Here is a 26,973-nt window from a genome sequence, read left to right on the forward strand (position 1 = left end):
TCTTCCCCTCGACAGGTTTGTATTGTTAATGTCGCCGATCCCCCGTGACCAAGAGCATTAGCTTTTGTTCTTCAGATCAAAACCAATGGGTAATGCTAATGTTATTTGCCCATGTGATAACAATTCATTAGGGGGCTTGGGTAACGGTTGAGCACGCTTAATCAGTGCTAATGCTTCACGATCTAAAATCGCTACCCCACTGCTTTTAACCAATTGAGCTGAGAGAACATTTCCGTCTTGATTAACGATAAAACGGATAGTGGCGATACCTTGTTGCCGCTGCTTTTTGGCAATGGGTGGATAGCGCTTAAACCCTATCAGATGCCCTTGTAAGCGGCTTCGCCAATTCATTTTAATCTGTTGCATGTGCAAAGAATCGCTATTCATCGCGGCGGCAGTTTCCTGACTTTGGCCTGATAACGAGGTACTGGCTGTTGCTGCGGGTAACGATGACTTGCTCGGGTGATGCAAGGTTTCTTCGGTCACGGGCTTACGTGGCTTCGTCACGTCTTGCTGCGGTCGTTTTGGTTTGGTCTGCTGCTTTTTAATGATCTCCCGCTCTTTTTCAACATTCAAAATGGCATTAGGGCTTTCAGGAGCCGTCAGTAACTCACTGGTTTGTTCTGGTGGTTCCTCAGTGGGATCAACGGCGGCCTCGCTAGCATTTTGGGTTATTCCCACAACTGGATGTGGTTTTACATTGGGGGTAAATGCAGGCTCAGCCGCCAAACGGACCATCACGGCCATAGGATACGAGTTTAGGACTGTGGTGGGGATAGCAGCCAAACTCAGCCACCAAAGCAGATAGGCATGAACACAACTCGCCAATATGGCACTGCTCAACCAAAGAGTCATGCGGTTGTTATTCTGTCTTATTTTCATGTAGTTAATCATTGTATTTCTTTATTTTTTAACGAGTTATCGAAATGTTACTTACATCGGAGGCTATTCTTCGGCAAACGCAACATGCAGACGATCGGTTAGCGGCTTAAATAAATAGTTAAGCAATGACCTCTCTCCTGTGCGGATGAAAACATCAACTGACATACCGGGCCGAATTTTTAGCGCAGTTGGGTGAGTATCGATCAGGATGGTGAGCGGGTAATAAGGCTCTAGCGTTTGTGCATGTTGCATTCGATCAGCCCCAATGTGCGAGACAGATCCATAAAGCCGTGGAGTGGTACTTTGATTAAACGCTGAGAAATTAAGGTCAACCGGCAATCCAATCATGGCTTTATCAATGAGTGCTACTGGGAGCTGGGCTTCAACCAACAAAGGTTGCCCGCTGGGAACCAATTCCATCAATGTTTGCCCAGTGCTCACGACACCACCGATAGTATGTTGCGCAAGCGCGATAACTGAACCGCTGACAGGTGCGATGATTCGGGTATTATCCAATTCATATTCCGCAATACTCAAACGCTGTGCCAACTCTTGTTTATTTTGCTGTGCTTTGGCGAGTTGCTCGCGATTCTCGCTTTGATACTGTTCGTGACGCTGTGAAATATGCTGCTCCGTTTCATCGATAAGCTTATACAACTCCCCGATATCACTCTCGTTTTGCGCAACATTGGTGCGCAAAGAAATGGCCTGACGCTCCATTTCTAATAATTGATTCTTGGCAACATGACCCTGTTTTGCCAACGACTGCACGCCATGTAACTGTTGTTGGAATAATTCCAGTTGATGATGGTTATTCTCACGTAGGATTTGTAGGCCGCTTAATCGGCTCTGATGGCGGGCTATTTGCGCCGATAGCCGCGCAATTTCGCTCAATTGAGCTTGGCGGCGGTGCTGAAAAAGCTGTTGCTGTAAGACGATAATGCCTTCAACAAATGAGTGCGCCGAATCCTGAAGTAATTCCTCAGCAAAATGAATCTCCGGTAAATCATGTTGCTCGGCGACTAAACGAGCGTCTTGAGCCAATGCATTGAGGTACTGTTGCTGTAGATTATCCCGATGGCTTCGTATCGCAGTATCATCTAAGGTGATGAGTAATTGCCCTTCGACAACCTCGTCCCCTTCGGCAACATGTATTTGCTGAATACGCCCACCTTGCATGGGCTGAATCACTTTATGGTTTTCAGCAACGACAATTTGCCCCGCGACAGCAATACCTTTATCTAAAGGCGCTAACCCAGCCCAAAACAAGAAACTGCAGAAACCGCCCAAAACCAATAACCCCCCTAGATTCAAGTAGCGCTCGCTATTGGTTTGCAGCGGTGGGGGGCTTTGTTGATGGTGACTCACAACTGCCATCAGGTTATGACTCTTTTCAGGTGACATCTGTTTTCTCCCTTCCGTGGAATCTATATCTAACGTTATGGTTTTTCTGAAGCAGTACGCGTTGGTGCCACACCATATGACGCAGCGTTGCTCCAATTATTTTTATTATTGAATGCTTTTACATTCGGTTTGGTCGTAGGCTTGTCCTGTCCTTTACCGCCGTGCAAAACCGACTGAGTGCGACCAAATAATTCCATCTGGCCATTATTGAGTAACAACAGATAATCGCTGCCGGATAAAAGCGCTGGCTTATGGGTAATCATCACGATGGTGCAACCCTGTTGTTTTAGTTGCACAATGCTATCAAGTAAGGCTTTTTCGCCCTCCTTATCCAAGCTGGCATTGGGTTCATCTAACACAATCAGCCGTGGTATGCCGTACATAGCTCGCGCCAAAGCGATGCGCTGGCGCTGACCGCCAGACAGCCCTTCCCCCTCATCCCCGAGCAAGGTGTCATAGCCTTGTGGTAGGTGGAGGATTAACTCATGTACATCAGCGAGCTGCGCAGCTGCGGTCACTTTTGCGGTATCAATCTGGCCAAAACGCGCAATATTTTCAGCAATAGAGCCACGAAATAGCTGGATATCTTGCGGCAGGTAACCAATAAACTCCCCTAATCGAGTTTTATCCCATTGAGACAAGTTGGCACTGTCTAAGCGGACTGAGCCACTTAAGGCCGGTTTGCAGGCCACCAACAATTTTGCCAACGTACTTTTCCCACTGCCCGATGGCCCTAAAACGCCAAGAACATCACCGGGTTGCAACTCAAAACTAATGGCCTGTAACACGGGGTGATGTGTGCCTGGTTTACAGACCGTCAGCTGTGTCACGCTTAGCTTCCCTGTTGGAGGAGATAGCTGCATACCGGCGTGAACAGGTGGATGTTGGCTGAGCAAGTTGGTCAGACGCAGATAAGACAATCGCGCATGACTCCACTGTTTCCAAACAGCAATAACTTGATCGATGGGGCTTAATACGCGCCCAATTAAAATGGATCCTGCGATCATCACGCCCGCCGTAATGGCACCATCAATAACCAGCAATGCACCTAACCCCAGCATCATTGATTGCAACGCCTGTCGGCTGGCCTTCGATATGGCGGTCACTTGACTACTCTTATCACTGGCAAGGTTTTGCTGATAAAGAAAATGGGAATGTGATGCGAGCCAACGCTGACGTAATGCCGTTAGCATCCCCATCGCTTCAATGGCATCTGCATTACGTAAATTCGCATTTGCCTGTTGGGTGGCTTGGGAAGTGATGACTGATGCGGCTTTAAGGGGCTTTTTACCGATGGAATGATTGAGCCAGGCGAGGAAAATCAATATTCCCGCACCTAGAGTAGCTAATACACCAAGCCAAGGGTGAAGTAAGAAAATCACCATTAAATACAGTGGAAACCAAGGCGCATCAAAAAAAGCAAACAGCGCTTGACCTGTCGCGAATTGGCGTAGAATGGTGAGGTCATTTAATGCTTGCGCAGCGGGTGCTTTATCGCCCACGAGTTGAGAAGCAAAGGCGGCATTAAATACTTGCTGATTCAACTGCATATCCATTCGTGTTCCGAGCCGGATAACAACGGCACTGCGAACCCATTCTAATAAGCCAATAAAAGCAAATACGCCAAGCACAAGGATGGTCAGCATGAATAACGTCATGGTATTGGTTGAGGCAAGAACGCGGTCATAAACTTGCAGCATATAAATTGCTGGCGCTAACATCAGTAAATTAATTACAGCAGTAAATAATCCGATTCCCCAAAGGTTTTTTTTGTGATCGGCTAATATCGAGAAAATAGTTGGGGAGGCCGAAGAATGATTGGGCGTTTTTCTGAAGTCCATGGCATCCATTTCCATACTAAAAGTAATATAATTGTCAGATTTAAAATCGCGCTATTGGCTTGTCAGATTATCGATAAATTAAAATACCACCAATATCGATAAATCAGAATTATTCAGATAGTGATAATGGTATACTTCCTTAGTTATTACACTACTCACCACCCGTCTTTAACTGCTTGACGATAAACTGCAATATCGTGTCATTCAACAGTGGATTTAACTTCGATTTTATCACTATATTAATATCCATTTTAAATAAAAGATATAACATTAGTTATTTAACCATTATTGGTTGGTGAATTTCTTATTTTTAAATTTATTTAATTTTATTCACTTTTATTTTTAATAACATGAGGTAAACCACCACCGCCGCCAATAAACCAGTTCACCAGAGAACGGTGGTGGAGTACTGTAAGTTAATTCATCAAATAACACTTTTCTGACCGTCTATCTCGGGCTGAAATAGATTTATGCAGCAATCAACAGTGCATCACTATCATCTGCAATTCCGACAGTGGCAATTTCTGGGGCATCACACATCACATCGAATTGGCTAGCAATATCTATATCTTTGAGTTTTGCATCTACATCAATGCCCTTAGCTTTAAGGATTTCGAGCATGGGTTCGGCGTTGCCTCGCATTAAGCCAAACACCGATTTATGCATTTCTCCTTGCTGATTTTCTTCCTTCGATTTGTTATCGTCGAATTCGCCAGAAATATCCAACCCACTTAATTTTAGCTGTACTTCACTCAGGTATTTACCATTAGGATTAGAGGTAAGTTCCTCCCCCAGTTCTAAGCTATCAATTTTGCCGTAGAACGTATGTTGTGGCATAAAGGAGTAAGTTACATCCCCTTCAACAATCAGCCCAGTACTACCGCCATGGGAGCTAGGTAGAGAGTATTTGGTACCTGAAAAGCCGGTCCCTCCTTCAAAATCTCCGTATTTGCGGTCACCTCTGGCTGCTTCCATGATATCACCATGCTTGTCTGCCCAGACTTTAGCATAAGTTGAAATGGAATAATCAGCGAGTTCGCTATCGTATTTAATGGTTATGGTCATAATAATTTCCTTATATTAGTTAACAACGAATGAGTGACTCATCATTGAGCCACCCTGACTCACAGGTGAATGTGTTATTCACCTGAATACTAAAATTATTATATTTAAATAATATATCTGTTTTATAAAATTATAGAATGCTGTGTGTTATCTATTTAAAGTATGTATATTAGAACTTATATTCAAAACCACCCTGTATAGTTCTACCTCGATTTGGAGAGAAGGAAAGAGAATCCCCATAACTCACAATATAAGCTCGGTTAGTGATATTTTCTATTGAACTGCGCAAAGTAAGATTATTCGTCACCTTATAACTGGCGTAAAGATCAAATAAAGTATATTTCGGCCAATCCGCCACATATGCAACGAAGACATTACCGTCCTTAGCCAAAGCTGTATAATCTTGATGTCCTTTGTTATAACGGATAATGGTACCGAGATCCAGCTTTTGATCAAATATTCTTCCACCTAATGTTAGGCTACCACGATCACCAGGTAAATAAGCTGATGAGCTAAATATATTATTAGTTTTCTTACACTTTACCACATCATTCATTTCAGGAGACTCAACCGAGAAGTAATATTTCTTCCTATCACGTACCATTCTCTGTACACCACCCAACCACGCATATTTTGAACAAATACTATTTACCCCAATCATTCTGGTATAATTTAAATTTGTATAAATAAAGCCAGCATCATAACTTAATTGATACTCCAGCCCTCGAAATTGGGTTTTCAATAAATTATTAATATAAGTTGCATTCGCAAAGGATGAGCCACCAAATTTAGGCTTATGTTTGGATAATTCAAGATTGATATAATCACTGACGCGGGTATCAAAGTACGCCAGTTTTGCGGCGAAGCGATCTTCATTGATAAACAAGCCTTGTTTTTGAAGATTAATACCAGTTTCCCATGCCTTAGACTTTTCAGTCGCTAATACAGGGTTCGGTAAAGACCAACCGTGCCCATGCGCACTGCCGGTGGCAAGGACTTCGGTAATCGCCGGTGGTCGCCAGGACTTACCGTAATTACCAAAGAACTCCAACCACTGGACTCCGGGCTTTATCCCCATGGCCATCGTGGGTGAAAATTGTTGTTCTCGGCGATCCACATCCCATGTCATGGCGTACTTTTCTTTTCTAAGGCAAGAAGGACCAAAGAAAGATCCCTTACGGCAAGGATTATCACGGGTGTGAAGGGATTCATCAGTCCACATCCAAGTATTCCCCTGCAAGCGGTAGTGATCATAACGTAAGCCGCCTTCTAACCGTAGCCAATCGCTATAGTCGTAATTAACCTGCGCGAAAGTACTGGTAATGGTGCGTTTTCCCGGTGGGGTGACCCCTAACATGGACTCATGAGTTGAATTACCTCGCGAACGGTCACTGAACCACTCTAGGCCATAATTCAGGCGAAATTGATGCTGATCTGCTGGGGCGAATAGACTGGTGTTTTGCAGTTGTAACCCCTGAGTGGTTAAGCGGGTTTGGGTCCAGAATTTATCGCGGAAAACGGGGTTGGCATTATGGGTATCGGTTTTATCGTCGGTATCAACATAATAGATTTTTGCCGTCATATCCAACCACGCGATATGTTCTGGCTTTAAGCTATAATCCAGCCCGACATTGCTATTTTTCACATCACTGACGCTGCTGCTTAACCAGCCGTAATTTATCTTACGCTTCGAGTTTGGCCTATCATAAACATGGGTGAACATACCAGCATTGGGGCTATTTATTTGTGTCTGCAAATAGCTGAATACCAAACGCTGATCGGCAGAGATATTCCACCCCACTTTGGCCAACTGTGAATCCATTTTATAATTAGAAAAATCAACTTTGATTTTCTTCATTTCTTCACCCAGCGTTTTGGAACCGGTGCCAAAACGAATATCACCAATATGGCCTTTATTGCCAGGCCAATATTCTTTCAGATTCCGTTCACTGGCAGCCAATATTATATCGCCATATTCATTCCCGATTGCGAGTACCGCACTACCGATAAATTGAGTGCCATTATCGCCGGTTATTGCTCGGACTTTACCGCCAATCTCTTTTCCTGGTTCGAGAAAATTACTGGCATTAAAAGTCCTGAAAGTGGCAATACCACCAATAACACCTGCCCCTCCTATACCACTGCTGGGGCCCTTTTCAATGACAACACTACTCAGTATTTCGGGATCAATATACATCACCCCATGGCGCTGCCCATGGCCACTTTTCATAAAATTCTGACGCATGCCATCAATATTCATATTGACGCGGCCATAGTCCTGCATGCCACGGATATTGATGGATAACGCGGGATCTTGCTGGCTTACGCTGGAATAAACGCCCGATGTTTGTTCTAATATATCAGCTACATGACGTGCTGGCCGGTTATCCATTTGTTCACGGGATATTTCGCTTACCGAGTGTATTTCATCGTAAACCCAGTCGCCTTCCTGAGCATGACTCGTCTCTTCGACTTTGAGCTTATCTAGCACCATGTCATTTTTAATCGATGATGATACTGCTGTTTCCGCGCTAGCATCTTCAGTATAGCCCTGAGTGGTGAGAGCTAAAATGAGGCCCAGTGCAATCTTATTTTTTGAGATTATGGTTTCTTTTTTATCTCTAGCCATATTATCCATTTATGAAAACTCATCCTTATTAATACAAAAGAAATACATATATTAATTATTTTAGTCTTAACAATTTGCCCGTCGTTTGGATAATAGCTATCCGCTCCGAGCGATATAAATAACCGGATAATTAATGTGTCGTAATTTTCTATCAAGTATTTAAATAACGTAAACCATACAAAGAGGAGTTAATTTAGCCAGAATAATTGATATGTCTTATTCGTGGGGCAATTAACCTTCCTAATTAAGGTCTTCCGTTATTAGCGTAGAGCTGATTTTTTTAATTAATTAATGCTAGTCGAAGATATATTCCCACGCCATTATTTGAGAATAATTATCATAATCATTTGTAGGTACAAACTCAATCACCTTCATAAATAAAAAAGTATGTCACTGAGAATATTGATTTTATAGAAAGAATAATTCATCGATAAATAAGTGTTGCTGTAACGTTGATTGAATTTCTGAGTCGGTGAATTAATAGGAATATTCGGGGCAGGTATTTCGAAAAGAATGGGCCACGATAAAGTGGCCCATAATAGGTATTAGTTCTTAGCAAACTAAAACAGGCGGGTTTTAGCCTCAGTGATAGCCAAGGCGACTTGCTGTGGCGACACACCACCTTTAGCGACACGTTTATCCAGACAAGACTGTAAGGCCAGAATCGGATACACATCGTTACCGATGACAGTACTGAATTTTTGCAAATCACTGAGCGATAGGGCTTCTAGCGCTTTACCCTGACGAATGGCTTCCACCACGGCTTCACCGACAATATGGTGCGCTTCACGGAACGGCACGCCTTTAGCGACCAAATAGTCAGCCAGTTCTGTCGCGTTAGCGTAGCCCTGTTCCGCCGCTTCTTGGCAACGTGGGCGTTTTACTTGAATGCCATCCAATACCAGCGCACCCATGTGCAAGCAATCGAGCCAAGTATCAAGCGCATCAAACAGCCCTTCCTTGTCTTCTTGCATGTCTTTGTTATAGGCCAAAGGCAAGCCTTTTAGTGTCATCATCATACCGGTCAATGCACCTTGTACTCGGCCACACTTACCGCGAATCAATTCTAATGCATCGGGATTTTTCTTTTGCGGCATCAAGGAAGAGCCTGACGTCACGCGATCGGATAAGTCGACAAATGCCGCTTCACCACTGTTGAAGAAAATTAAGTCTTCTGCGAAGCGAGATAGATGCACCATACCGATACTGGCATCCGATAGGAGTTCTAACACATGGTCACGATCAGAAACGCTATCGAGGCTGTTACGGGTCGCAGAAGCAAAACCTAACCAGCCCGCCAATTGCTCGCGATCGATAGCATAAGCTGTACCTGCCAATGCCCCACTGCCTAATGGGCTGACATCAAGGCGTTTCAGGGTATCTTGCAAACGGCTTTCATCACGGGCGAGCATTTCAACATAGGCCAAACACCAATGGGCAAAAGTCACCGGCTGGGCGCGTTGTAAGTGGGTATAACCCGGCATCACCGCATCCTGATTAGCTTCAGCCGTGATAACCAACGCCTGCTGCAACTGCTGAACAGCGGCCTTTAATTCAGTTATCTGGAATTTGCACCACAATTTTAGGTCCGTCGCGACCTGATCGTTACGGCTACGGCCAGTGTGCAGTTTTTTGCCTAAATCGCCGACCTTATCAATCAGTTTAGTTTCTACCCAGCTATGGATATCTTCCGCATCGCTGTTCAAAATGGCCTGTGGATCGGCCTGCACTTCTTCTAACAAAACAGAAAGTGCCTGCTCTAATTGTTGCTGCTCGTCTGCGCTTAATACGCCAACGGTGACCAGCGCCTTCGACCAAGCAACAGACCCGATAATATCCTGCTCTGCTAGCCGGTAATCAAACCGCAGGGAATCGTTGAATTGTTTAAAACGCTGATCTGCTGCCTGACTGAACCGTCCGCCCCACAATGCCATAATCTTGCTTCCCTAATTACACGATAGAATACCCTGCACTGTTGCAGCGACAGGCTTGTTAGCTGGTTGCCAACAACCTGCCACGCCAATAGCGTCGGGTAAAGGAATTTAAATAAACAGTATCACGCCAGAATACGGGTACCAATGGGCACACCATTAAACAACGCTGGCAGTTGATCTGCATGACGCCAACTGGCGATATCGACTGGACGCCCCAATGAGCGTGCCGCATCCAGCGCCGCATTCACTTTAACAATCATGCCATCGGTAATAATGCCCTGAGCAATCAATTGTTCTGCTTTCTGCGCCGTCATTTCTGCAATCCGCTGGCCTTTGCCATCCAAAATGCCGCTCACATCGGACAACAAAATCAGATCTGCGCCCAATGTCGCGGCCAGTGCTGTTGCAGCCTGATCCGCATTCACATTCATCAGTTTGCCATCCGCCGTTATGCCAATTGAGCTGATGATTGGCATATACCCGACAGCCAACAAAGTTTGCACCAATGCCGGTGAACCCGGTTGAGCTTTGCCCACATGCCCTAACTCGGCATCTAACGGCGTCACCGGCACAGTATCACCATCACCTAAACACAGGCCAACGGCATTGATTTGATGTTTTATCGCCCAAGCCAACAAGGTTTTGTTGGCCGTTCCTGCCAGTGCGCCAGTGATAATATCAATCTGATCAGCCGGAGTAACCCGCAGGCCATTCTTCTTGACGACCGGCAACGCGAGTTTTTTCATCAGCTCATCAACCAGACAGCCACCACCGTGCATAATCACAAGCGGGCGCTCATGCTTCTCACGATAGGTCACTAATGCAGTAAACAGGCGTTCCAGCGCTTCTTCGCTGTCCAGCAACACGCCACCTAATTTAATGACCAACGGGTTTATCATGTTTCGCCTCAATCTAATTGGATAAAGTATCTGTATCTGCCTATTCTGGCTCGGTCACTGGCTACCCTAGCGTGACTCACAGTAGGGATTGGGTTTCCGCAAAGCCAAAACGAATATTCATGCATTGTACGGCCTGCGCAGCCGCCCCTTTCAGCAGGTTATCTTCTGTCGCGACAATGATTAAATGCTCGCCTTTTACAGAGAAACCAATATCACAGAAAGGTAGGCCAACTACGGCTTTCAGTGCCGGTACACCTTGCTGATATAACCGCACTAGCGGCTTATCTTGATAAGCATTGTGATACGCCTCAGCGATATCCTCTGCCGTCACGCCTGCCTTCAATCGACAAGTGATCGTCGCCAAAATACCGCGCGCAAAGTTGCCTAGGTGCGGAGTAAAGATCACCGGCGTACCCAAATGAGCAACAATCTCGGGTTGATGACGATGATTAAACAAACCGTACGGCTGCAAACTTACTTCGCAAAAACTGTTACCGATGCTGGCTTTACGCCCCGCACCGCTAACGCCACTGACGGCGTTAATCACTGGCCATTGCGCATCATTGAGTAAACCGCCATCCACTAACGGCTTTAGCGCCAGTTGAGAGGCGGTTGGATAACAGCCAGGAACCGCGATCAATTGGGCTTGTTTGATGTCTTCTGCTTGCCATTCAGCCAACCCATATACCGCTTTATCCAGCCAATCCGCGTGCTGGTGCTCAAAACCGTAATACTGGCTGTAGAACGCGGTATCCTGAACGCGGAATGCGCCGGAGAGGTCGAATACGACGCAACCTGCGGCTAAAAATTGTGGCGCTAAGTCATGGCTGACTTCATGGGCAGTGGCAAGAAAAACCACATCGACACCTTTTGCCGCCTGAGCCACATTCACCAAGGGTTGCAGCGGGAGATCGATGATGCCTTTTAGCTGCGGGTGCAGGTCAGAAAGTAATTTTCCTGCATCTGCACTTTGCGCTGAAACCGTTAAACCGGTTATGTTCATATGTGGGTGACGATTCAGGTAAGCCGTAAGCTCCGCGCCGGCATAGCCACTAGCACCAACAATTAGCGTATTTAACATGGGTTCAGTTCACCTTACCTTGCTTACTTGATGTTGCAGCGATGTGGGTGAGATTCATCCGCTGGCTGTAACACCCCGTACTTTGGCTATAAAAATGTTATTGGGTTTAAACACATAAATTGGTTTTAAAAACATAAGTAGTCAAAACCAGTTTTTGGGTAGTCAGCAAGGTTTTACTGTTCCCCACGCGATTGGGCATTGACATTTTCGTAAATTTAAGGGCGTTTTAAGGTTCCCTTACGCTTAAGCTTAATGTATTTTTATTCATAATAATTGCATGAATATTGATACTATCCTAACCAAAGGCTGTCAACAGTGAAGATGAAATTACCTCCATTTATTGAGTTGTATCGGGCGTTAATCGCCACGCCTTCCATCAGCGCGACCGATGGCGCCCTTGATCAAAGTAATGAGGCGTTAATCAACTTGTTGGCTGGATGGTTCGCAGACTTAGGTTTTCGTATCGAAATTCAACCCGTCCCCAATACACGCCATAAATTTAACCTGCTTGCAAGTATTGGAGAAACGAATAGCGGCACAAGCAAAGGGGGGCTGCTGCTGGCTGGCCATACCGATACTGTGCCTTACGATGAAGGGCGTTGGACGCGAGATCCCTTCACACTGACCGAGCACGACAATAAGTTATACGGTTTAGGTACTGCCGATATGAAAGGCTTTTTTGCTTTCATTTTAGATGCAGTACGCGATATTGATGCCAGCAAGCTGAGTAAGCCGCTGTATATTCTGGCCACCGCCGATGAAGAAACCACGATGGCAGGCGCACGCTACTTTGCCGCCTCCTCCCAGCTGCGCCCTGATTTTGCCATTATTGGCGAACCCACCTCACTGCAACCGGTGCGGGCGCACAAAGGGCATATTTCCAACGCCATCCGTATCACGGGCCAATCCGGCCATTCCAGTGATCCAGCGCGTGGCGTCAATGCGATTGATTTAATGCATGAATCCATTACTGAGTTAATGAAACTGCGCACTAAGCTGCAGGAGCGTTATCACAATCCCGCGTTTACCGTCCCTTATCCGACGATGAATTTTGGTCATATCAACGGTGGTGATGCTGCAAACCGCATCTGTGCTTGTTGCGAATTACATATGGATATCCGCCCATTGCCCGGTCTCACCTTAAGCGATCTGGATGAGTTGATGGCAGAGGCGTTGGCACCGGTGAGTGAACGCTGGCCAGGCCGTTTGAGTATTGATGAACTGCATCCCCCGATTCCTGGCTATGAATGCCCGACAGACCATCATATGGTCGGTGTTATTGAAAAATTATTGGGTGAGCGCACTGCGGTAGTGAACTACTGCACTGAAGCGCCGTTTATCCAGCAAATCTGCCCGACACTGGTTCTGGGGCCAGGCTCAATTAATCAGGCCCACCAGCCAGATGAATTTATCGATATGGCCTTTATCGAACCCACTCGTGAGCTGATTGGTCAGTTAGTTGACCATTTTTGTCAGCAAAAATAACTCTAATGAGGTAGGCGGATCAATATTGCCCATAAGCCAGACTGATAACCTAACCTCGGTAATTAAATTTCAGAAATATCCCTAAAATTGATGTTTTTTTGCTGAAAATAGTGTCAATTGGGGTATGGAATTGAACGTGGCGAGTGGAATTGTCCATCTCAGCCTTCTGGGTGAAATTAATTTACATACCCATCAAGTTACGAAGGGTACAAAAAGAAATCATATACCCAATAGATTTCAAGATGCAGGCAGGCGGCCAGCGATTAAGCCCTTTTGCCTGCAACTTGGATGATGACGGGTATGTTAGGGGTCATATGAACGAACAATATTCCGCAATGCGAAGTAACGTCAGTATGCTCGGCAAACTACTCGGGGAAACCATCAAGGAAGCGTTAGGCGAACACATCCTTGATCGGGTAGAAACCATCCGTAAATTATCCAAATCTTCGCGAGCGGGGAATGAAGCGAGCCGTCAGGAACTGCTGACGACGCTGCAAAATCTGTCCAACGACGAGCTGTTACCTGTCGCCCGTGCTTTTAGCCAATTCCTCAATCTGACGAATACGGCGGAGCAATACCACAGCATTTCACCCCACGGTGAAGCGGCAAGCAATCCAGAAGCGCTGGCTCAACTGTTCACTCGGTTAAAAAATAAAAAGCTGAGCGAGAAAGATATGCGCAGCGCGGTTGAAGAGTTATCCATTGAGCTGGTCTTAACTGCTCACCCAACCGAAATAACTCGCCGTACGTTGATTCATAAACTGGTGGAAGTGAATACCTGCCTGAGCCAGTTGGATCATAATGATTTAGCCGATTACGAACGCAACAAGATCATGCGTCGTTTACGGCAGTTAGTCGCACAATCATGGCATACCGACGAAATTCGTAAAATTCGCCCTTCCCCTGTTGATGAAGCCAAATGGGGCTTTGCCGTGGTGGAAAATAGCCTGTGGGAAGGCGTACCTGCTTTCTTGCGCGAGTTTAATGAGCAGTTGCAAAACTCCCTCGATTACCGTTTGCCGGTTGAAGCCGTGCCGATTCGCTTCACCTCATGGATGGGCGGTGACCGTGACGGTAACCCCAATGTGACGGCAGAAATTACTCGCCACGTGCTACTGCTCAGCCGTTGGAAAGCCACTGATTTGTTCCTGCGTGATATTCAGGTTCTGGTATCAGAGCTTTCAATGTCTGAATGTACGCCTGAACTGCGTGAATTGGCTGGTGGCGACGAAGTGCCAGAACCGTATCGTGAACTGATGAAACGTGTTCGGACTCAGTTAACAAACACGCAGGCCTATCTGGAAAAACGCCTGAAAGGTGAGCGAGTGTTGCCACCGACTGATCTGTTGGTGAGCAATGACCAACTGTGGGACCCACTCTACGCCTGTTATCAGTCCCTGAAAGCCTGCGGCATGGAGATCATCGCCAATGGTCAGTTACTGGATACACTGCGCCGCGTCCGCTGTTTTGGTGTGCCTTTGGTGCGTATCGATGTACGCCAAGAAAGCACCCGTCATACCGATGCCATTGCAGAGTTAACCCGCTATCTGGGCCTCGGCGATTATGAGAGCTGGTCTGAAGCGGACAAACAGGCCTTCCTGATCCGTGAATTGAACTCCAAGCGCCCGCTGGTTCCACTGAAATGGGAGCCAAGCGCTGATACACAGGAAGTACTGGAAACTTGTCGGGTGATTGCTGAAGCCCCGCAAGGCTCTATCGCCGCCTATGTTATCTCCATGGCGAAAGTCCCTTCCGACGTACTGGCTGTGCATTTATTGCTGAAAGAAGCGGGTTGCCCGTTCACATTGCCGGTCGCGCCGCTGTTCGAAACCCTTGATGATTTAAACAACGCAGACGATGTGATGACGCAGTTGCTGAGCATCGACTGGTATCGTGGTCTGATTCAAGGCAAACAGATGGTGATGATTGGCTATTCTGACTCGGCGAAAGACGCCGGTGTGATGGCCGCATCTTGGGCGCAATATCGTGCACAAGACGCCTTGATCAAAACCTGCGAGAAAGCAGGTATTTCCCTGACGCTGTTCCATGGTCGTGGGGGTTCTATCGGTCGCGGTGGTGCACCAGCCCATGCTGCGCTGCTCTCGCAGCCTCCGGGTAGCCTGAAAGGCGGCTTACGTGTCACTGAACAAGGCGAGATGATCCGCTTTAAATTTGGTCTACCGGAAGTCACCATCAGCAGTTTAGCCCTGTACGCAGGTGCTATTTTGGAAGCGAATCTGCTCCCACCACCGGAACCGAAGAAAGAATGGATTGAGGTGATGGATATCTTGTCTGATGCATCCTGCGATATGTATCGCGGTTATGTGCGTGAGAATCCAGAATTCGTCCCTTATTTCCGCGCCGCAACGCCAGAGCTGGAGTTAGGTAAGCTGCCATTAGGTTCACGCCCTGCCAAACGCCGCCCGAACGGCGGGGTAGAGAGCTTACGTGCCATCCCATGGATCTTCGCGTGGACACAAAACCGCCTGATGCTACCCGCTTGGTTGGGTGCAGGTGCCGGTTTGCAGAAAGCGATTGATGCCGGTAAGCGTGATGCGCTCGCTGCCATGTGTCGTGACTGGCCGTTCTTCTCGACGCGTATTGGTATGTTGGAAATGGTGTTCGCTAAAGCCGATTTGTGGTTAGCAGAATATTACGATCAGCGTTTGGTCGAAAAATCTCTGTGGCCGCTGGGCCAGCAATTACGCGATCAGTTAGAAGCCGATATTAAAGTGGTGCTGGCGATTGCCAATGACGATCACTTGATGGCTGATTTGCCGTGGATTGCGGAGTCTATCGCGCTACGTAACGTGTATACCGACCCGTTGAACGTCCTGCAAGCAGAACTGTTGCACCGTTCACGCCAGCAAGAACACCCTGATGCGCGTGTTGAACAAGCATTGATGGTGACGATTGCAGGTGTTGCGGCAGGCATGCGCAACACAGGCTAGTACTCGAAGCTCATTTGAACCGGCTAGCTGATAGCCGGTTTACGAGCCTTTAGCCGACTAGCACGTTGGTTAGGTCGGTTGGCATATCATTTGTGCCCAACCGACCATCCACATCGAAATCATCAGTTGGTCGTAGCGCTGACCCATAAATTTCTGGGCTGTCGCCTAACTCATGCCGCCTACTACCAATACTGCTCGCTACTCATATGCCCCGGTTTACGGCGCAGATGTTTACGCATCTCACGCTGTTCTTTCAGTAACTGCTGAGTGTCACGCACCATTTGCGGATTGCCGCACAGCATGACATGGCTATCTGCAGCATCAATCTTCAAGCCCACTGCCGCTTCCAATGCACCACTCTCAATCAGTGCAGGCACCCTGCCAGTCAACGAACCGGGAGACTGCTCGCGGCTTACTACGGTCTGAATATGAAGTTTGCCGTTATAGCGTTGTTCCAATTGCTGCATCAATGGCAAATAACTGAGGTCACGAGCAAAACGGGCCGCATGGACCAATACCACATTCTTGAAGCGTTCCAGATCACGCCCTTCCTGCAAAATAGACAGATAGGGGCCGATGGCGGTGCCGGTGGCCAGCATCCATAAGGTATCGCAATCGGGTATCTCTTCCAGCACGAAGAAACCCGCAGCTTGCTTAGTCACCATCACCTCATCGCCGACAGCCAATTGATCCAGCCGAGGGCTGAGTTTACCTTCCGGCACCGTGACCAGATAGAACTCCAGATTCTCATCACTTGGGGCGTTAACGTATGAATAAGCCCGTTGTATCCGCTCACCATTGATATCTAATGCCAGCTTGGCAAATTGGCCAGCCGTAAAGGGATCGACCGGTGCATTAACCCGAATGCTGAACAGCGCGTCTGTCCAGTGATCGACGTGAGTAATCTTGCCACTAACCCATTCAGCCATCGTTATGGTCCCTATTAGAAGTCATGCCAAAAGCGCAGGCGATATTTTAGGGGATTTGCCTAAAAAGTATTATCGATTAAATGTTATCGCGCTGTTTTACTTAAAAGATTCATTTCGCCAACGTGAATATGGACAGTTTACTTTACGTGCTTGGTGTTTTTATCTGCCAGCAGACGATTTTGTAATATGTCGTGCTACATAGATAAATAATCAAAATTTGTTAGCTTATACGCCGATAGTGAGGTGTGTCACAAAAAAGGCACGTATTACGGCTTATTGATTCTTTAAGATAATGAAAAAAATAGAAAATCTTCACCTGCTTGTGATGTTAATCCTGCTAGTTGCCGTGGGCCAAATGGCGCAAACGATCTATGTGCCAGTCATCGCGGATATCGCCCGTGATTTTTCGGTTCGTACCGGTGTAGTGCAGCGTGTGATGGCGGCATATTTGTTGACCTATGGCTTTTCACAGCTGATTTATGGCCCGCTTTCCGACCGTGTCGGTCGTCGCCCGGTGATTCTGGCGGGCATGATGATCTTTATGTTAGGCGCATTAGGCGCTTTGCTGGCCAGCAGCTTAACCATGTTGGTGGCAGCCAGTGCTTTGCAGGGCATGGGGACGGGTGTTGCGGGCGTTATGGCGCGGACAATGCCCCGTGACCTTTATTCTGGCTCGTCATTACGTTATGCCAACAGCATGTTAAACATGGGGATTTTGGTCAGCCCGCTACTAGCACCGGTTATCGGTGGGGTACTGGCAAGCCTGTTTGGCTGGCGTTCTTCCTATGCATTTCTGCTGTTTTTATGCGGTTTAGTCGCATTTTGTATGTTCCGGTGGTTACCAGAAACTCGGCCACAGCAAACGGAAAAACGGCGTATGTTAGCCAGCTTTCGTCTGTTGTTATCTGACGGTGCTTTTAGCTGTTATCTGGTGATGTTAATTGGTGCATTAGCGGGGATTGCCGTATTTGAGGCCAGTGCGGGCGTGTTGATGGGGGGCGTGCTTGGGTTAAGTGGTGTGACCGTCAGTATTTTGTTTATTTTACCCATTCCGGCGGCCTTCTTTGGTGCATGGTATGCCGGCCGTGACGGTAAGAACTTCCACAGTTTGATGTGGCATTCCGTTATCAGTTGCCTGCTGGCTGGGCTAATGATGTGGATCCCCAGTTGGTTTGGCGTGATGAATATCTGGACGTTAGTGATACCTGCCGCCCTCTTTTTCTTTGGTGCGGGCATGCTATTCCCACTGGCAACGACAGGGGCAATGGAACCCTTTCCTTATCTGGCCGGTGCGGCTGGCGCCTTAGTGGGTGGATTGCAAAATGTGGGTTCAGGATTAGCGACATGGCTATCCGCCATGCTGCCGCAAACGGGGCAATTCAGTCTGGGATTGTTAATGTTCGCGATGGCAATCGTGATTTTACTCTGCTGGTGGCCGTTATCCCATCGGATGCAGCCCCAAGAGCACCGCGCTTAATTTAGACTAACGGGTACTGAGTCCAGTACCCGTTTTTATTGCTGTGACAAAGGGTATTACCTGACGAACGGTGTTGCTGTGACCACTACAGTAAAAACTCATGCAGCGCCGGATCTTTACGGTCGAGGAAATGAGTGGAGCGGATGCGGCGAATAGTCCGAGATTTGCCTCGGATCAGCAATGTTTCGGTGGTCGCCATGTTCCCTTTGCGATAAATCCCCTCCAGTAAGTCACCTTTGGTAATCCCAGTGGCAGAGAAAATGACATTGTCATTGCGGGCCATATCCCCCAGCAGCAGAACCTTACCGGCTTCAATACCCATTGATTTGCAGCGTGCTAACTCTTGCTCGCCAATACGGCGGTTATCGTCGTTATCCCCTTTAACGTGGTGACGCGCCAATAAGCGGCCTTGCATGTCACCGTCTAAAGCACGGATAACCGCAGCAGAAATAACGCCTTCAGGGGCTCCACCGATGCAGTACATCACATCGACTTCACTTTCGGGCATACAGGTCAAAATAGACGCCGCGACGTCACCATCAGGAATAGCGAATACTTTTACACCCAGTTGCTGCATTTCAGCGATGATGCCGTCATGACGTGGCTTAGCGAGGGTGATCACCGTGAGATCAGCCAAGGGCTTGTTCAACTGACGAGCTACATTGCGTAGGTTTTGCTCAAGCGACAAGTTCAGGTCGATAGCGCCTTTCGCCCCTGGGCCAACCACCAGCTTTTCCATGTACATATCAGGCGCATGTAAAAATGTGCCTTTATCGCCGACGGCCAGTACTGCCAAGGCATTAGCCTGCCCCATGGCAGTCATGCGCGTGCCTTCAATGGGATCAACCGCGATATCAACAGCATCCCCTTGCCCCGTGCCGACGTTTTCACCGATAAACAGCATGGGTGCTTCATCGATTTCACCTTCACCGATAACAATTTGCCCATCAATGTTGACCTGATTGAGCATAATTCGCATAGCCCTTACAGCGGCGCCGTCAGCGGCATTTTTATCGCCTCGACCCAGCCACTTATACCCTGCTAATGCAGCGGCTTCGGTAACACGGGAAAACTCGATGGCTAATTCACGTTTCATGGTTAGACCTGTTGATTGCGGGATGAGGAACTGAGTTTGGGCGGGAATTCTACCACCCTTCGTACTTGAAGTCGTAGGGGTGTTAGCTCGGTGTAAGCTCATCGGGAATTAAACGAAAAACGCGCTATCGGGGGTGATAGCGCGTTGTTTGCAAATTACGTCCAATATAAAAGCACGTTCAGCGTAAAACAGGCGGGGTGTTACTCGTCGTGCTCTTCCCATGCCTGAGCACGAGCCACAGCTTTCTTCCAACCTTTATAGCGGAAATCACGCTCGGTGGTTTCAATCCCTGGGCGGAACTCACGCTCAATCGTTGCCTTGCTCTTCACTTCGTCCAGATCATTCCAGAAGCCCGTTGCCAGACCCGCGAGGAAGGCAGCACCCAATGCCGTGCTTTCGCGCACAGCAGGACGCTCAACACGCGTACCCAGAATATCAGCTTGGAACTGCATCAAGAAGTTGTTAGCCACTGCGCCACCGTCTACACGCAGTGATTTCAGGCGTTCGCCGGAATCCGCTTGCATTGCATCTAACACATCGCGAGTTTGGTAAGCAATCGACTCCAGTGTTGCACGGATAATATGGTTACTGTTAACACCACGGGTCAGGCCGAAAATCGCACCACGGGCATACGGGTCCCAATAAGGGGCACCTAATCCAGTAAAGGCAGGCACGACGTATACACCGTTACTGTCTTTCACTTTAGTGGCGAAATATTCGGAGTCGGTGGCATCACTGATCAATTTCAGCTCGTCACGCAGCCATTGGATAGAGGCACCACCAATAAACACCGCACCTTCTAGCGCATAGTTAACTTCGCCACGCGGACCACAAGCGATAGTCGTCAGCAATCCATGATTAGATTGAACGGCTTCTTCACCGGTATTCATCAACAAGAAGCAGCCCGTACCGTAGGTGTTTTTCGCCATCCCCGGTTGTACGCAAAGCTGGCCGAACAAGGCCGCTTGTTGGTCACCGGCAATCCCTGCGATTGGAATACGCGTCCCGCCTTTACCACCAATGTTGGTTTTGCCATAAATTTCTGAGGATGGGCGAACTTCAGGCAGCATAGCGCGTGGAATGTTCAGCGCGGTCAACATGCGCTCATCCCACTCTTTGGTGCGGATATTAAACATCATAGTACGTGATGCGTTGGTGTAATCCGTTACGTGAACACGGCCTTGTGTCATATTCCACACCAGCCAAGTATCCACAGTACCAAACAGCAACTCGCCACGTTCAGCACGCTCACGTGCACCTTCGACGTTATCGAGGATCCATTTTACTTTCGTACCGGAGAAGTAAGGGTCAACCACTAAGCCTGTATTGTGGCGGATATACTCTTCCAGCCCTTCTTTTTTCAATTTTTCGCAGATATCTGCCGTACGACGACATTGCCAGACAATCGCGTTATACACCGGCTTACCGGTTTCTTTATCCCATACAATCGTGGTTTCACGTTGGTTGGTGATACCGATACCTGCTATTTCATCAGAACTGATACCGGCTTTTGCCAGCACTTCAACCAATGTAGAACTTTGGGTTGCCCATATTTCCATTGGGTCATGTTCAACCCAACCCGCTTTCGGGTAGATTTGAGTAAATTCGCGCTGAGACACACTCACGATATTAGCATCATGATCCATCACCACGGCTCTAGAGCTAGTGGTCCCCTGATCAAGCGCAACAATATATTTTTTTTGAGTCGTATTTTCAGTTGTCATAATAAGCTCACATTTTAAGTTGCCGTTTATCGCAGTATCTAATATTTATGCTTTACGTTCTGTGGTCGTGGCCGTGGTTTCGTCTTCATCGCTGACGCAGACATCACAAGGTAAGTGACGACCAATCAGCGCACGATAACCAAATGCACCGAGTAACGCGCCGACGATTGGCCCGAATATTGGCACCAAGAAGTACGGAATATCACGCCCGCCAGTAAAGGCGACTTCGCCCCAACCTGCCAGATAAGCAAATGTTTTCGGACCAAAGTCACGTGCTGGGTTTAACGCGAAGCCAGTCAGTGGCCCCATAGATGCACCGATAACGGCGATCAGAATACCAATCAGCAGTGGTGCCAGTGGACCGCGTGGAATGCCGTTACCATCGTCAGTCAGTGCCAAAATCAGGCACATCAAAATCGCGGTAATCACAGTTTCAACCAAGAATGCTTGGAAAACAGAAATGTGCGGATTGGCATAGGTAGAGAAGATACCGGCCAGATCGAGGCTCTCGGCACTGCCGCGAACCATTTGATGAGTTTGTTCAAAATCGACGAACAGGTTGTAATACAGGCCGTACACTAATGCCGCGGCACAAAAAGCACCGGCAACCTGCGCCACGATATAGGGAATAACTTTGCGGCGATCGAAGCAAGCGAATAACCACAATGCAATGGTTACCGCCGGATTAAGATGTGCACCTGAAATTGCTGCGGTCAAATAGATGGCCATGGCAACACCTAGGCCCCAAATAATACTAATTTCCCATTGTCCGAAACTGGCGCCTGCCAATTTCAACGCAGCAACACAGCCTACACCGAAAAAGATTAGCAGACCCGTACCGAGGAACTCTGCGATACATTGGCCTTTCAAGGTCGAACTAGCGGTTTGGCTCATAGTAGATGTCCTAGAGACAGAGATTTATAGGGTATTTCTTATTTTTGCCCTTCGGACAACGAAGGGGGTGATGTAAATTTATCGTTAACGAGCACAAACGAGAAATAGCGAAATCAAAATGTGTGTAGTGCGTCATAAAAATGAGCGATTTCGCGTTATGCATGGCTGTTAAGGGACTTTGAAAGTGTGATCAGACCAGTACTTTTTTCCCTGCTTGTTAAAAGAATGTTCGATTCTACAGAATAGATAGGCATCGTCTTTCAGTTTTCGCCGATAGTCACTTATAAGAAATTGCTACAGAGTGTAGTTTGTGCCGGTATGGCGCTAGACAGGGGGAGACTGGCTACATACAATCGTTTAAGAGCATCAGTTTATCAAGAGCATCGTTTTATCAAGCTGCGTCGCCTTTGCGAAGGAACGCGTGAGAACATAGCGCTTGTTTCACTAGTTCGATAGATATATAGCGCGATAAGTATTCACAGCAGTTTCATCTGCCGAAGGTTGCTTTACTCGACTCGGTGACGTCGGTCATACAGTAACTTCGGTGAAGCATGATGACTGCGACCCAAAGATGTACGCCTTGCTACCATAAGGGGACCGAAGAATGTCATTTGAAGTATTTGAGAAATTGGAAGTTAAAGTTCAGCAGGCGATTGATACCATCACATTGTTGCAGATGGAAATTGAAGAGCTGAAAGAGAAAAATAACACCCTGTCCCAAGAAGTTCAGGATGCCGCGGGTGGTCGTGAAGCCTTAGTGCGCGAAAATGAGCAACTAAAGCAAGAGCAGCACGTCTGGCAGGATCGTTTGCGGGCTCTGCTGGGAAAGATGGAAGAAGTCTGAGTACTGGCTGGCTTTCACAAATTCTTCCTGCTTAAAATAACAGGAAAGCAAAAGGGTGATATTGATATCGCCCTTTTTTATGCTTCGCTGAGAGAGGCTTAGGACGCTATTCAATATCCAAGGGTTCTTCTGACAAAATCATCCCTGTGTTATCAGCATACAGATGGTCACCGGAGAAGAAGGTCACACCGCCAAAGTTTACGCGGATATCACTCTCACCAATGCCTTCATCCGCAGCACCAACAGGGATAGCGGCCATTGCCTGAATACCGATATCTAACTCAGCCAGCTCATCGACCTGACGCACGGCACCGTAAACAACAATACCTTCCCACTCGTTTTTTAAGGCTAAATCAGCGAGTTCGGCATTGACTAATGCACGGCGCACCGAGCCACCGCCATCAACGACCAAGACACGGCCCAGACCATTTTCTTCAAGTAGGTCAAACAACAAGCCGTTATCTTCGAAACATTTTACAGTAGTAATCTTGCCACCAAATGAAGTACGTCCGCCAAAATTGGAGAACAGTGGTTCTACCACATTTACCTCTTCATGATAGATATCGCAGAGATCGGAAGTATCATATTTCATAGGATTTACGTCTGGTTGCGGCTGGGATGCTAAGTATATCCCTTTCTAGCCGTTGTTGGCAAAAGCATCAATTGTTAAATCAATCCGAGCCAGCCTTTCTGCTTGCTTGCTCGGACAATTAATGAGGTAGGATTAACTGAGAACCAAGCCTACAGCAAATAGGACGTTGGTCAGGAGTGCAGCCTTGACCATATGCTCAAGCATCGGGCGCATACCTGCTGATGTTGGCTCACGCAGTACAAACAACGCGTGCTTAACCAGCAATGGCACTGCCAGAACAAAAATCCATCCGGCCCAACTGTGCAGATTCAGTAGGCTAAATAACGCCAAGCAGAAGATAGCCGCCGCGATCAGTAAGGCATGATAATAACGTGCGACCACTGGGCCTAAACGTACCGCCAGCGTATTTTTACCATTGGCTCGGTCACTTTCGATATCGCGCAAATTATTAATATTCAAGACAGCGGTGGCGAGTAAGCCACAGGCCGTGGCGGGCAGCATAACAATGCTGTCAAAGTGGCCCGCCTGAAGGTAATAAGTCCCAGCGACACTTAACCAGCCGAAGAACACTAAGACAGAAATATCCCCTAATCCCATATAGCCATAGGGTTTGTTACCCACGGTATAAGTGATTGCCGCCATAATGGCCATCAGACCGAGGACTAAGAAGCCTAAAATATCACTGGGCTTTTCACAGGCAATGGCGATAAGTGAAACACCAGAAATGATCGTCAGCACCACAGTGATAATCAGTGCGACTTTCATCTGATGGCGGGTAATCATTCCTTTTTGCATGCCACGTAATGGCCCAATACGCTCTTCGGTATCACTGCCTTTAATGGCATCACCGTAGTCATTGGCCAAATTGGAGAGAATTTGCAGCAAGCCAGCGGTTAACAAAGCGAGTAAAGCGACGGCGGGTTTAAAACTATCGAGCCAGAAAGCCAGTGCTGATCCAGTAACGATAGAGGCAAAAGCCAGTGGTAGGGTTCGTGGCCGTAGGCTTTCCAGCCAAGCCTGAGTTTGGCTGGTGTTGGTTGATAGGCTCATTTTTCGCTTCATTTAATAGGAGTCTGGTCCGCCCATATTGGCGCGTTATAAAAATCATGTCTGCCAAGAATAATGTCGCCAGAAATAATGTCATCAAAAAATAAATTTGATAGCAAAAATCTTGACGGAAACCCTGTTACTGAAAACGGTTTTAACGAAAACAACATTAATGAATGTAACATGCGCGAGAACAGAATTAATGAAAAACAAGGTTCGCTAAAACAAGAGTGGGAGGCATTGCCTCCCACTCGATATTGACTGGCGAATTATAGAATGAAGCGACTCAGGTCTTCATCAGCGACCAATTCATCCAAGTGCTTACCGACATATTCCGCATCAATCGTAATGGATTGACCCTGACTCTCGCTGGCGTCATAGGAGATATCTTCCATCAAACGCTCCAGCACGGTATGCAAACGACGAGCACCGATGTTCTCGGTACGCTCATTAACCTGCCATGCTGCTTCCGCGATTTTACGGATACCTTCGCGTGTGAACTCTACCGTCACGCCTTCCGTTGCCATCAGAGCTTTGTACTGCTCGGTCAACGAAGCACTCGGCTCAGTCAGGATACGCTCGAAATCATCGGTGGTCAGTGCCTGCAATTCTACGCGAATAGGCAAGCGACCTTGTAATTCCGGAATAAGATCTGACGGGCTAGACACTTGGAACGCGCCGGAGGCGATAAACAGAATATGGTCTGTTTTCACCATACCGTGTTTGGTTGACACGGTGCAGCCTTCAACCAATGGCAGCAGGTCACGCTGTACCCCCTCGCGGGAGACATCTGGACCTGACGTTTGGCCGCGCTTACAGATCTTATCGATTTCATCGACGAACACGATCCCGTGCTGTTCCACGGCATCAATCGCCTGCTGCTTCAGCTCTTCTGGGTTAACCAGCTTCGCGCCCTCTTCCTCAATCAGCAATTTGAATGCGTCTTTGATTTTGATTTTGCGTGGCTTTTGTTTCTGACCAGCGATGTTCTGGAACATCGATTGCAGTTGATTAGTCATCTCCTCCATACCTGGAGGTGCCATAATTTCCACCCCCATTGGCGAAGCGGCCAGATCGATTTCAATCTCTTTATCGTCTAGTTGGCCTTCACGCAATTTTTTGCGGAACGCTTGGCGGGTAGCCGATGGTTCTTGGGTTTCATCCGGTTGGCCCCAGTTATTTTTGGCCGGTGGGATCAGCACGTCAAGAATACGCTCTTCCGCTAACTCTTCCGCACGATAACGCATTTTCTCAATGGATTGATGACGAACCATTTTTACTGCTGCGTCGGTCAGATCGCGGATAATCGAATCCACTTCCTTACCCACATAGCCAACTTCAGTAAATTTAGTCGCTTCAACTTTGATGAATGGCGCATTGGCCAGTTTTGCCAGACGGCGGGCAATTTCAGTTTTACCCACACCGGTTGGGCCAATCATCAGAATATTTTTAGGGGTCACTTCATGGCGCAGCTCTTCGTTGAGCTGCATACGACGCCAGCGGTTACGCAGAGCAATAGCCACTGCGCGTTTAGCTTTATCTTGCCCGATAATGTAGCTATCAAGTTCGCTGACAATCTCACGTGGGGTCATTTCAGACATATCACTCTATCCTTACGCTTTATTCGTTAATCACGCCTAGCGGTTTAATGCTTAGTACGTCAATTCTTCAATGGTTTGGAAGCGGTTGGTATAGATACAGATATCCCCCGCAATACTCAGTGATTTCTCAACGATATCCCGCGCACCTAATTCGGTATTTTCGAGTAGCGCACGCGCTGCCGACTGGGCATAAGGTCCGCCGGAGCCGATCGCAATCAGATCGTCTTCAGGCTGAACAACATCGCCATTACCGGTAATGATCAGTGATGCGGTTTCATCCGCCACGGCTAAGAGTGCTTCAAGCTTGCGTAACATACGGTCAGTGCGCCAATCTTTGGCTAACTCAACCGCCGCTTTCGTCAGATGGCCTTGGTGCATCTCCAATTTACGCTCGAACAATTCAAATAGCGTAAAGGCATCAGCGGTTCCCCCCGCAAAGCCAGCAATGACTTTATTGTTATAAAGACGGCGTACTTTTTTAGCATTGCCTTTCATGACGGTATTGCCCAGGGTGACCTGGCCATCACCACCAATCACGACATGACCATTACGGCGAACACTTACAATTGTTGTCACGAGCGGACCCTCGTTGCAGACT

Annotated in this window: 20 protein-coding genes; 4 read left to right on the forward strand and 16 right to left on the reverse strand. The window is 47.6% G+C overall.

Annotated elements, in window-relative coordinates:
* Positions 1–57 precede the first annotated feature (57 nt).
* The 8 genes from DA391_RS22235 to argC form a co-directional block, all read right to left on the reverse strand.
* A complete protein-coding gene (locus DA391_RS22235; RefSeq protein WP_167398196.1) occupies positions 58–882 on the reverse strand; it encodes a TonB family protein in 825 nt (274 codons plus the stop codon).
* Between the two features lie 63 nt (positions 883–945).
* Positions 946–2,286, reverse strand: coding sequence for an HlyD family type I secretion periplasmic adaptor subunit (locus tag DA391_RS22240; RefSeq protein ID WP_167398197.1), 1,341 nt, complete (start codon positions 2,284–2,286; stop codon positions 946–948).
* A 35-nt stretch (positions 2,287–2,321) separates the two neighbouring features.
* The gene (locus tag DA391_RS22245; protein WP_167398199.1) at positions 2,322–4,142 is read right to left on the reverse strand and encodes a type I secretion system permease/ATPase; all 1,821 of its coding nucleotides are present in this window, start codon (positions 4,140–4,142) and stop codon (positions 2,322–2,324) included.
* Positions 4,143–4,595: 453 nt separating this feature from the next.
* Positions 4,596–5,192, reverse strand: a complete 597-nt coding sequence (locus tag DA391_RS22250; protein WP_050082810.1) for a heme acquisition protein HasA — start codon at positions 5,190–5,192, stop codon at positions 4,596–4,598.
* Between the two features lie 169 nt (positions 5,193–5,361).
* On the reverse strand, positions 5,362–7,830 hold the full coding sequence (locus tag DA391_RS22255) for a TonB-dependent hemoglobin/transferrin/lactoferrin family receptor (RefSeq protein WP_108088212.1): 2,469 nt from the start codon (positions 7,828–7,830) through the stop codon (positions 5,362–5,364).
* A gap of 551 nt (positions 7,831–8,381) precedes the next feature.
* The gene (argH, locus tag DA391_RS22260; RefSeq protein ID WP_057651018.1) at positions 8,382–9,755 is read right to left on the reverse strand and encodes an argininosuccinate lyase; all 1,374 of its coding nucleotides are present in this window, start codon (positions 9,753–9,755) and stop codon (positions 8,382–8,384) included.
* Between the two features lie 122 nt (positions 9,756–9,877).
* Positions 9,878–10,654 carry an acetylglutamate kinase gene (argB, locus tag DA391_RS22265; protein WP_072187277.1) on the reverse strand — a complete coding sequence of 259 codons (777 nt, stop codon included), beginning with the start codon at positions 10,652–10,654 and terminating at the stop codon, positions 9,878–9,880.
* Positions 10,655–10,730: 76 nt separating this feature from the next.
* Positions 10,731–11,735, reverse strand: coding sequence for an N-acetyl-gamma-glutamyl-phosphate reductase (gene argC / locus DA391_RS22270; RefSeq protein WP_050874323.1), 1,005 nt, complete (start codon positions 11,733–11,735; stop codon positions 10,731–10,733).
* A 321-nt stretch (positions 11,736–12,056) separates the two neighbouring features.
* Here argC and argE point away from each other — a divergent pair, with 321 nt between their 5' ends.
* The gene (argE, locus tag DA391_RS22275) at positions 12,057–13,220 is read left to right on the forward strand and encodes an acetylornithine deacetylase (protein ID WP_050082806.1); all 1,164 of its coding nucleotides are present in this window, start codon (positions 12,057–12,059) and stop codon (positions 13,218–13,220) included.
* Positions 13,221–13,534: 314 nt separating this feature from the next.
* Positions 13,535–16,171, forward strand: coding sequence for a phosphoenolpyruvate carboxylase (gene ppc / locus DA391_RS22280; protein WP_050082805.1), 2,637 nt, complete (start codon positions 13,535–13,537; stop codon positions 16,169–16,171).
* Positions 16,172–16,353: 182 nt separating this feature from the next.
* On the opposite strand, the gene fpr is transcribed toward ppc, so the two are convergent.
* Positions 16,354–17,100, reverse strand: a complete 747-nt coding sequence (fpr, locus tag DA391_RS22285) for a ferredoxin--NADP(+) reductase (protein ID WP_050082803.1) — start codon at positions 17,098–17,100, stop codon at positions 16,354–16,356.
* 292 nt (positions 17,101–17,392) lie between these two features.
* On the opposite strand from fpr, the gene emrD reads away from it, so the two are divergent.
* Complete coding sequence (emrD, locus tag DA391_RS22290) at positions 17,393–18,577, forward strand: multidrug efflux MFS transporter EmrD (RefSeq protein ID WP_108088213.1); 1,185 nt, start codon at positions 17,393–17,395, stop codon at positions 18,575–18,577.
* A gap of 85 nt (positions 18,578–18,662) precedes the next feature.
* Here the strand turns inward: emrD and glpX are convergent, their stop codons facing one another.
* From glpX to DA391_RS22305, 3 genes are all read right to left on the reverse strand, one after another.
* The gene (glpX, locus tag DA391_RS22295; RefSeq protein ID WP_019213018.1) at positions 18,663–19,673 is read right to left on the reverse strand and encodes a class II fructose-bisphosphatase; all 1,011 of its coding nucleotides are present in this window, start codon (positions 19,671–19,673) and stop codon (positions 18,663–18,665) included.
* Positions 19,674–19,873: 200 nt separating this feature from the next.
* Positions 19,874–21,397, reverse strand: a complete 1,524-nt coding sequence (gene glpK, locus DA391_RS22300) for a glycerol kinase GlpK (RefSeq protein ID WP_049608603.1) — start codon at positions 21,395–21,397, stop codon at positions 19,874–19,876.
* 45 nt (positions 21,398–21,442) lie between these two features.
* On the reverse strand, positions 21,443–22,291 hold the full coding sequence (locus tag DA391_RS22305; protein WP_050287463.1) for an MIP/aquaporin family protein: 849 nt from the start codon (positions 22,289–22,291) through the stop codon (positions 21,443–21,445).
* Between the two features lie 604 nt (positions 22,292–22,895).
* Here DA391_RS22305 and zapB point away from each other — a divergent pair.
* Positions 22,896–23,135: a septal ring assembly protein ZapB gene (zapB, locus tag DA391_RS22315; RefSeq protein ID WP_004704796.1), complete on the forward strand. Its 240-nt coding sequence runs from the start codon at positions 22,896–22,898 to the stop codon at positions 23,133–23,135.
* A gap of 106 nt (positions 23,136–23,241) precedes the next feature.
* Here the strand turns inward: zapB and rraA are convergent, their stop codons facing one another.
* The 4 genes from rraA to hslV all read right to left on the reverse strand — a co-directional run bounded on the left by rraA (position 23,242) and on the right by hslV (position 26,951).
* Positions 23,242–23,727 (reverse strand): ribonuclease E activity regulator RraA, encoded by a 486-nt coding sequence (rraA, locus tag DA391_RS22320; RefSeq protein WP_019213021.1) that lies wholly within the window; start codon positions 23,725–23,727, stop codon positions 23,242–23,244.
* Positions 23,728–23,859: 132 nt separating this feature from the next.
* Entirely contained in the window at positions 23,860–24,777 is a 918-nt protein-coding gene (locus tag DA391_RS22325) for a 1,4-dihydroxy-2-naphthoate polyprenyltransferase (protein WP_019213022.1), read from the reverse strand.
* Between the two features lie 266 nt (positions 24,778–25,043).
* On the reverse strand, positions 25,044–26,375 hold the full coding sequence (hslU, locus tag DA391_RS22330) for an HslU--HslV peptidase ATPase subunit (RefSeq protein WP_050082794.1): 1,332 nt from the start codon (positions 26,373–26,375) through the stop codon (positions 25,044–25,046).
* Positions 26,376–26,426: 51 nt separating this feature from the next.
* Positions 26,427–26,951, reverse strand: a complete 525-nt coding sequence (gene hslV / locus DA391_RS22335) for an ATP-dependent protease subunit HslV (protein ID WP_004714422.1) — start codon at positions 26,949–26,951, stop codon at positions 26,427–26,429.
* Positions 26,952–26,973: the final 22 nt, after the last annotated feature.

Origin of the sequence: Yersinia massiliensis (assembly GCF_003048255.1) — a bacterium.
Taxonomy (GTDB): Bacteria; Pseudomonadota; Gammaproteobacteria; order Enterobacterales; family Enterobacteriaceae; genus Yersinia; species Yersinia massiliensis_A.

Coding starts and splice junctions, on each gene's coding strand:
- DA391_RS22240 (WP_167398197.1), bottom strand. CDS start 2,286: ATGTCACCTGAAAAGAGTCATAACCTGATGGCAGTTGTGAGTCACCAT.
- argH (WP_057651018.1), bottom strand. CDS start 9,755: ATGGCATTGTGGGGCGGACGGTTCAGTCAGGCAGCAGATCAGCGTTTT.
- rraA (WP_019213021.1), bottom strand. CDS start 23,727: ATGAAATATGATACTTCCGATCTCTGCGATATCTATCATGAAGAGGTA.
- DA391_RS22245 (WP_167398199.1), bottom strand. CDS start 4,142: ATGGAAATGGATGCCATGGACTTCAGAAAAACGCCCAATCATTCTTCG.
- hslU (WP_050082794.1), bottom strand. CDS start 26,375: ATGTCTGAAATGACCCCACGTGAGATTGTCAGCGAACTTGATAGCTAC.
- glpX (WP_019213018.1), bottom strand. CDS start 19,673: ATGAAACGTGAATTAGCCATCGAGTTTTCCCGTGTTACCGAAGCCGCT.
- emrD (WP_108088213.1), top strand. CDS start 17,393: ATGAAAAAAATAGAAAATCTTCACCTGCTTGTGATGTTAATCCTGCTA.
- DA391_RS22250 (WP_050082810.1), bottom strand. CDS start 5,192: ATGACCATAACCATTAAATACGATAGCGAACTCGCTGATTATTCCATT.
- DA391_RS22235 (WP_167398196.1), bottom strand. CDS start 882: ATGAAAATAAGACAGAATAACAACCGCATGACTCTTTGGTTGAGCAGT.
- ppc (WP_050082805.1), top strand. CDS start 13,535: ATGAACGAACAATATTCCGCAATGCGAAGTAACGTCAGTATGCTCGGC.
- argC (WP_050874323.1), bottom strand. CDS start 11,735: ATGTTAAATACGCTAATTGTTGGTGCTAGTGGCTATGCCGGCGCGGAG.
- argB (WP_072187277.1), bottom strand. CDS start 10,654: ATGATAAACCCGTTGGTCATTAAATTAGGTGGCGTGTTGCTGGACAGC.
- DA391_RS22255 (WP_108088212.1), bottom strand. CDS start 7,830: ATGGATAATATGGCTAGAGATAAAAAAGAAACCATAATCTCAAAAAAT.
- DA391_RS22305 (WP_050287463.1), bottom strand. CDS start 22,291: ATGAGCCAAACCGCTAGTTCGACCTTGAAAGGCCAATGTATCGCAGAG.
- DA391_RS22325 (WP_019213022.1), bottom strand. CDS start 24,777: ATGAGCCTATCAACCAACACCAGCCAAACTCAGGCTTGGCTGGAAAGC.
- argE (WP_050082806.1), top strand. CDS start 12,057: ATGAAATTACCTCCATTTATTGAGTTGTATCGGGCGTTAATCGCCACG.
- glpK (WP_049608603.1), bottom strand. CDS start 21,397: ATGACAACTGAAAATACGACTCAAAAAAAATATATTGTTGCGCTTGAT.
- fpr (WP_050082803.1), bottom strand. CDS start 17,100: ATGGCTGAATGGGTTAGTGGCAAGATTACTCACGTCGATCACTGGACA.
- zapB (WP_004704796.1), top strand. CDS start 22,896: ATGTCATTTGAAGTATTTGAGAAATTGGAAGTTAAAGTTCAGCAGGCG.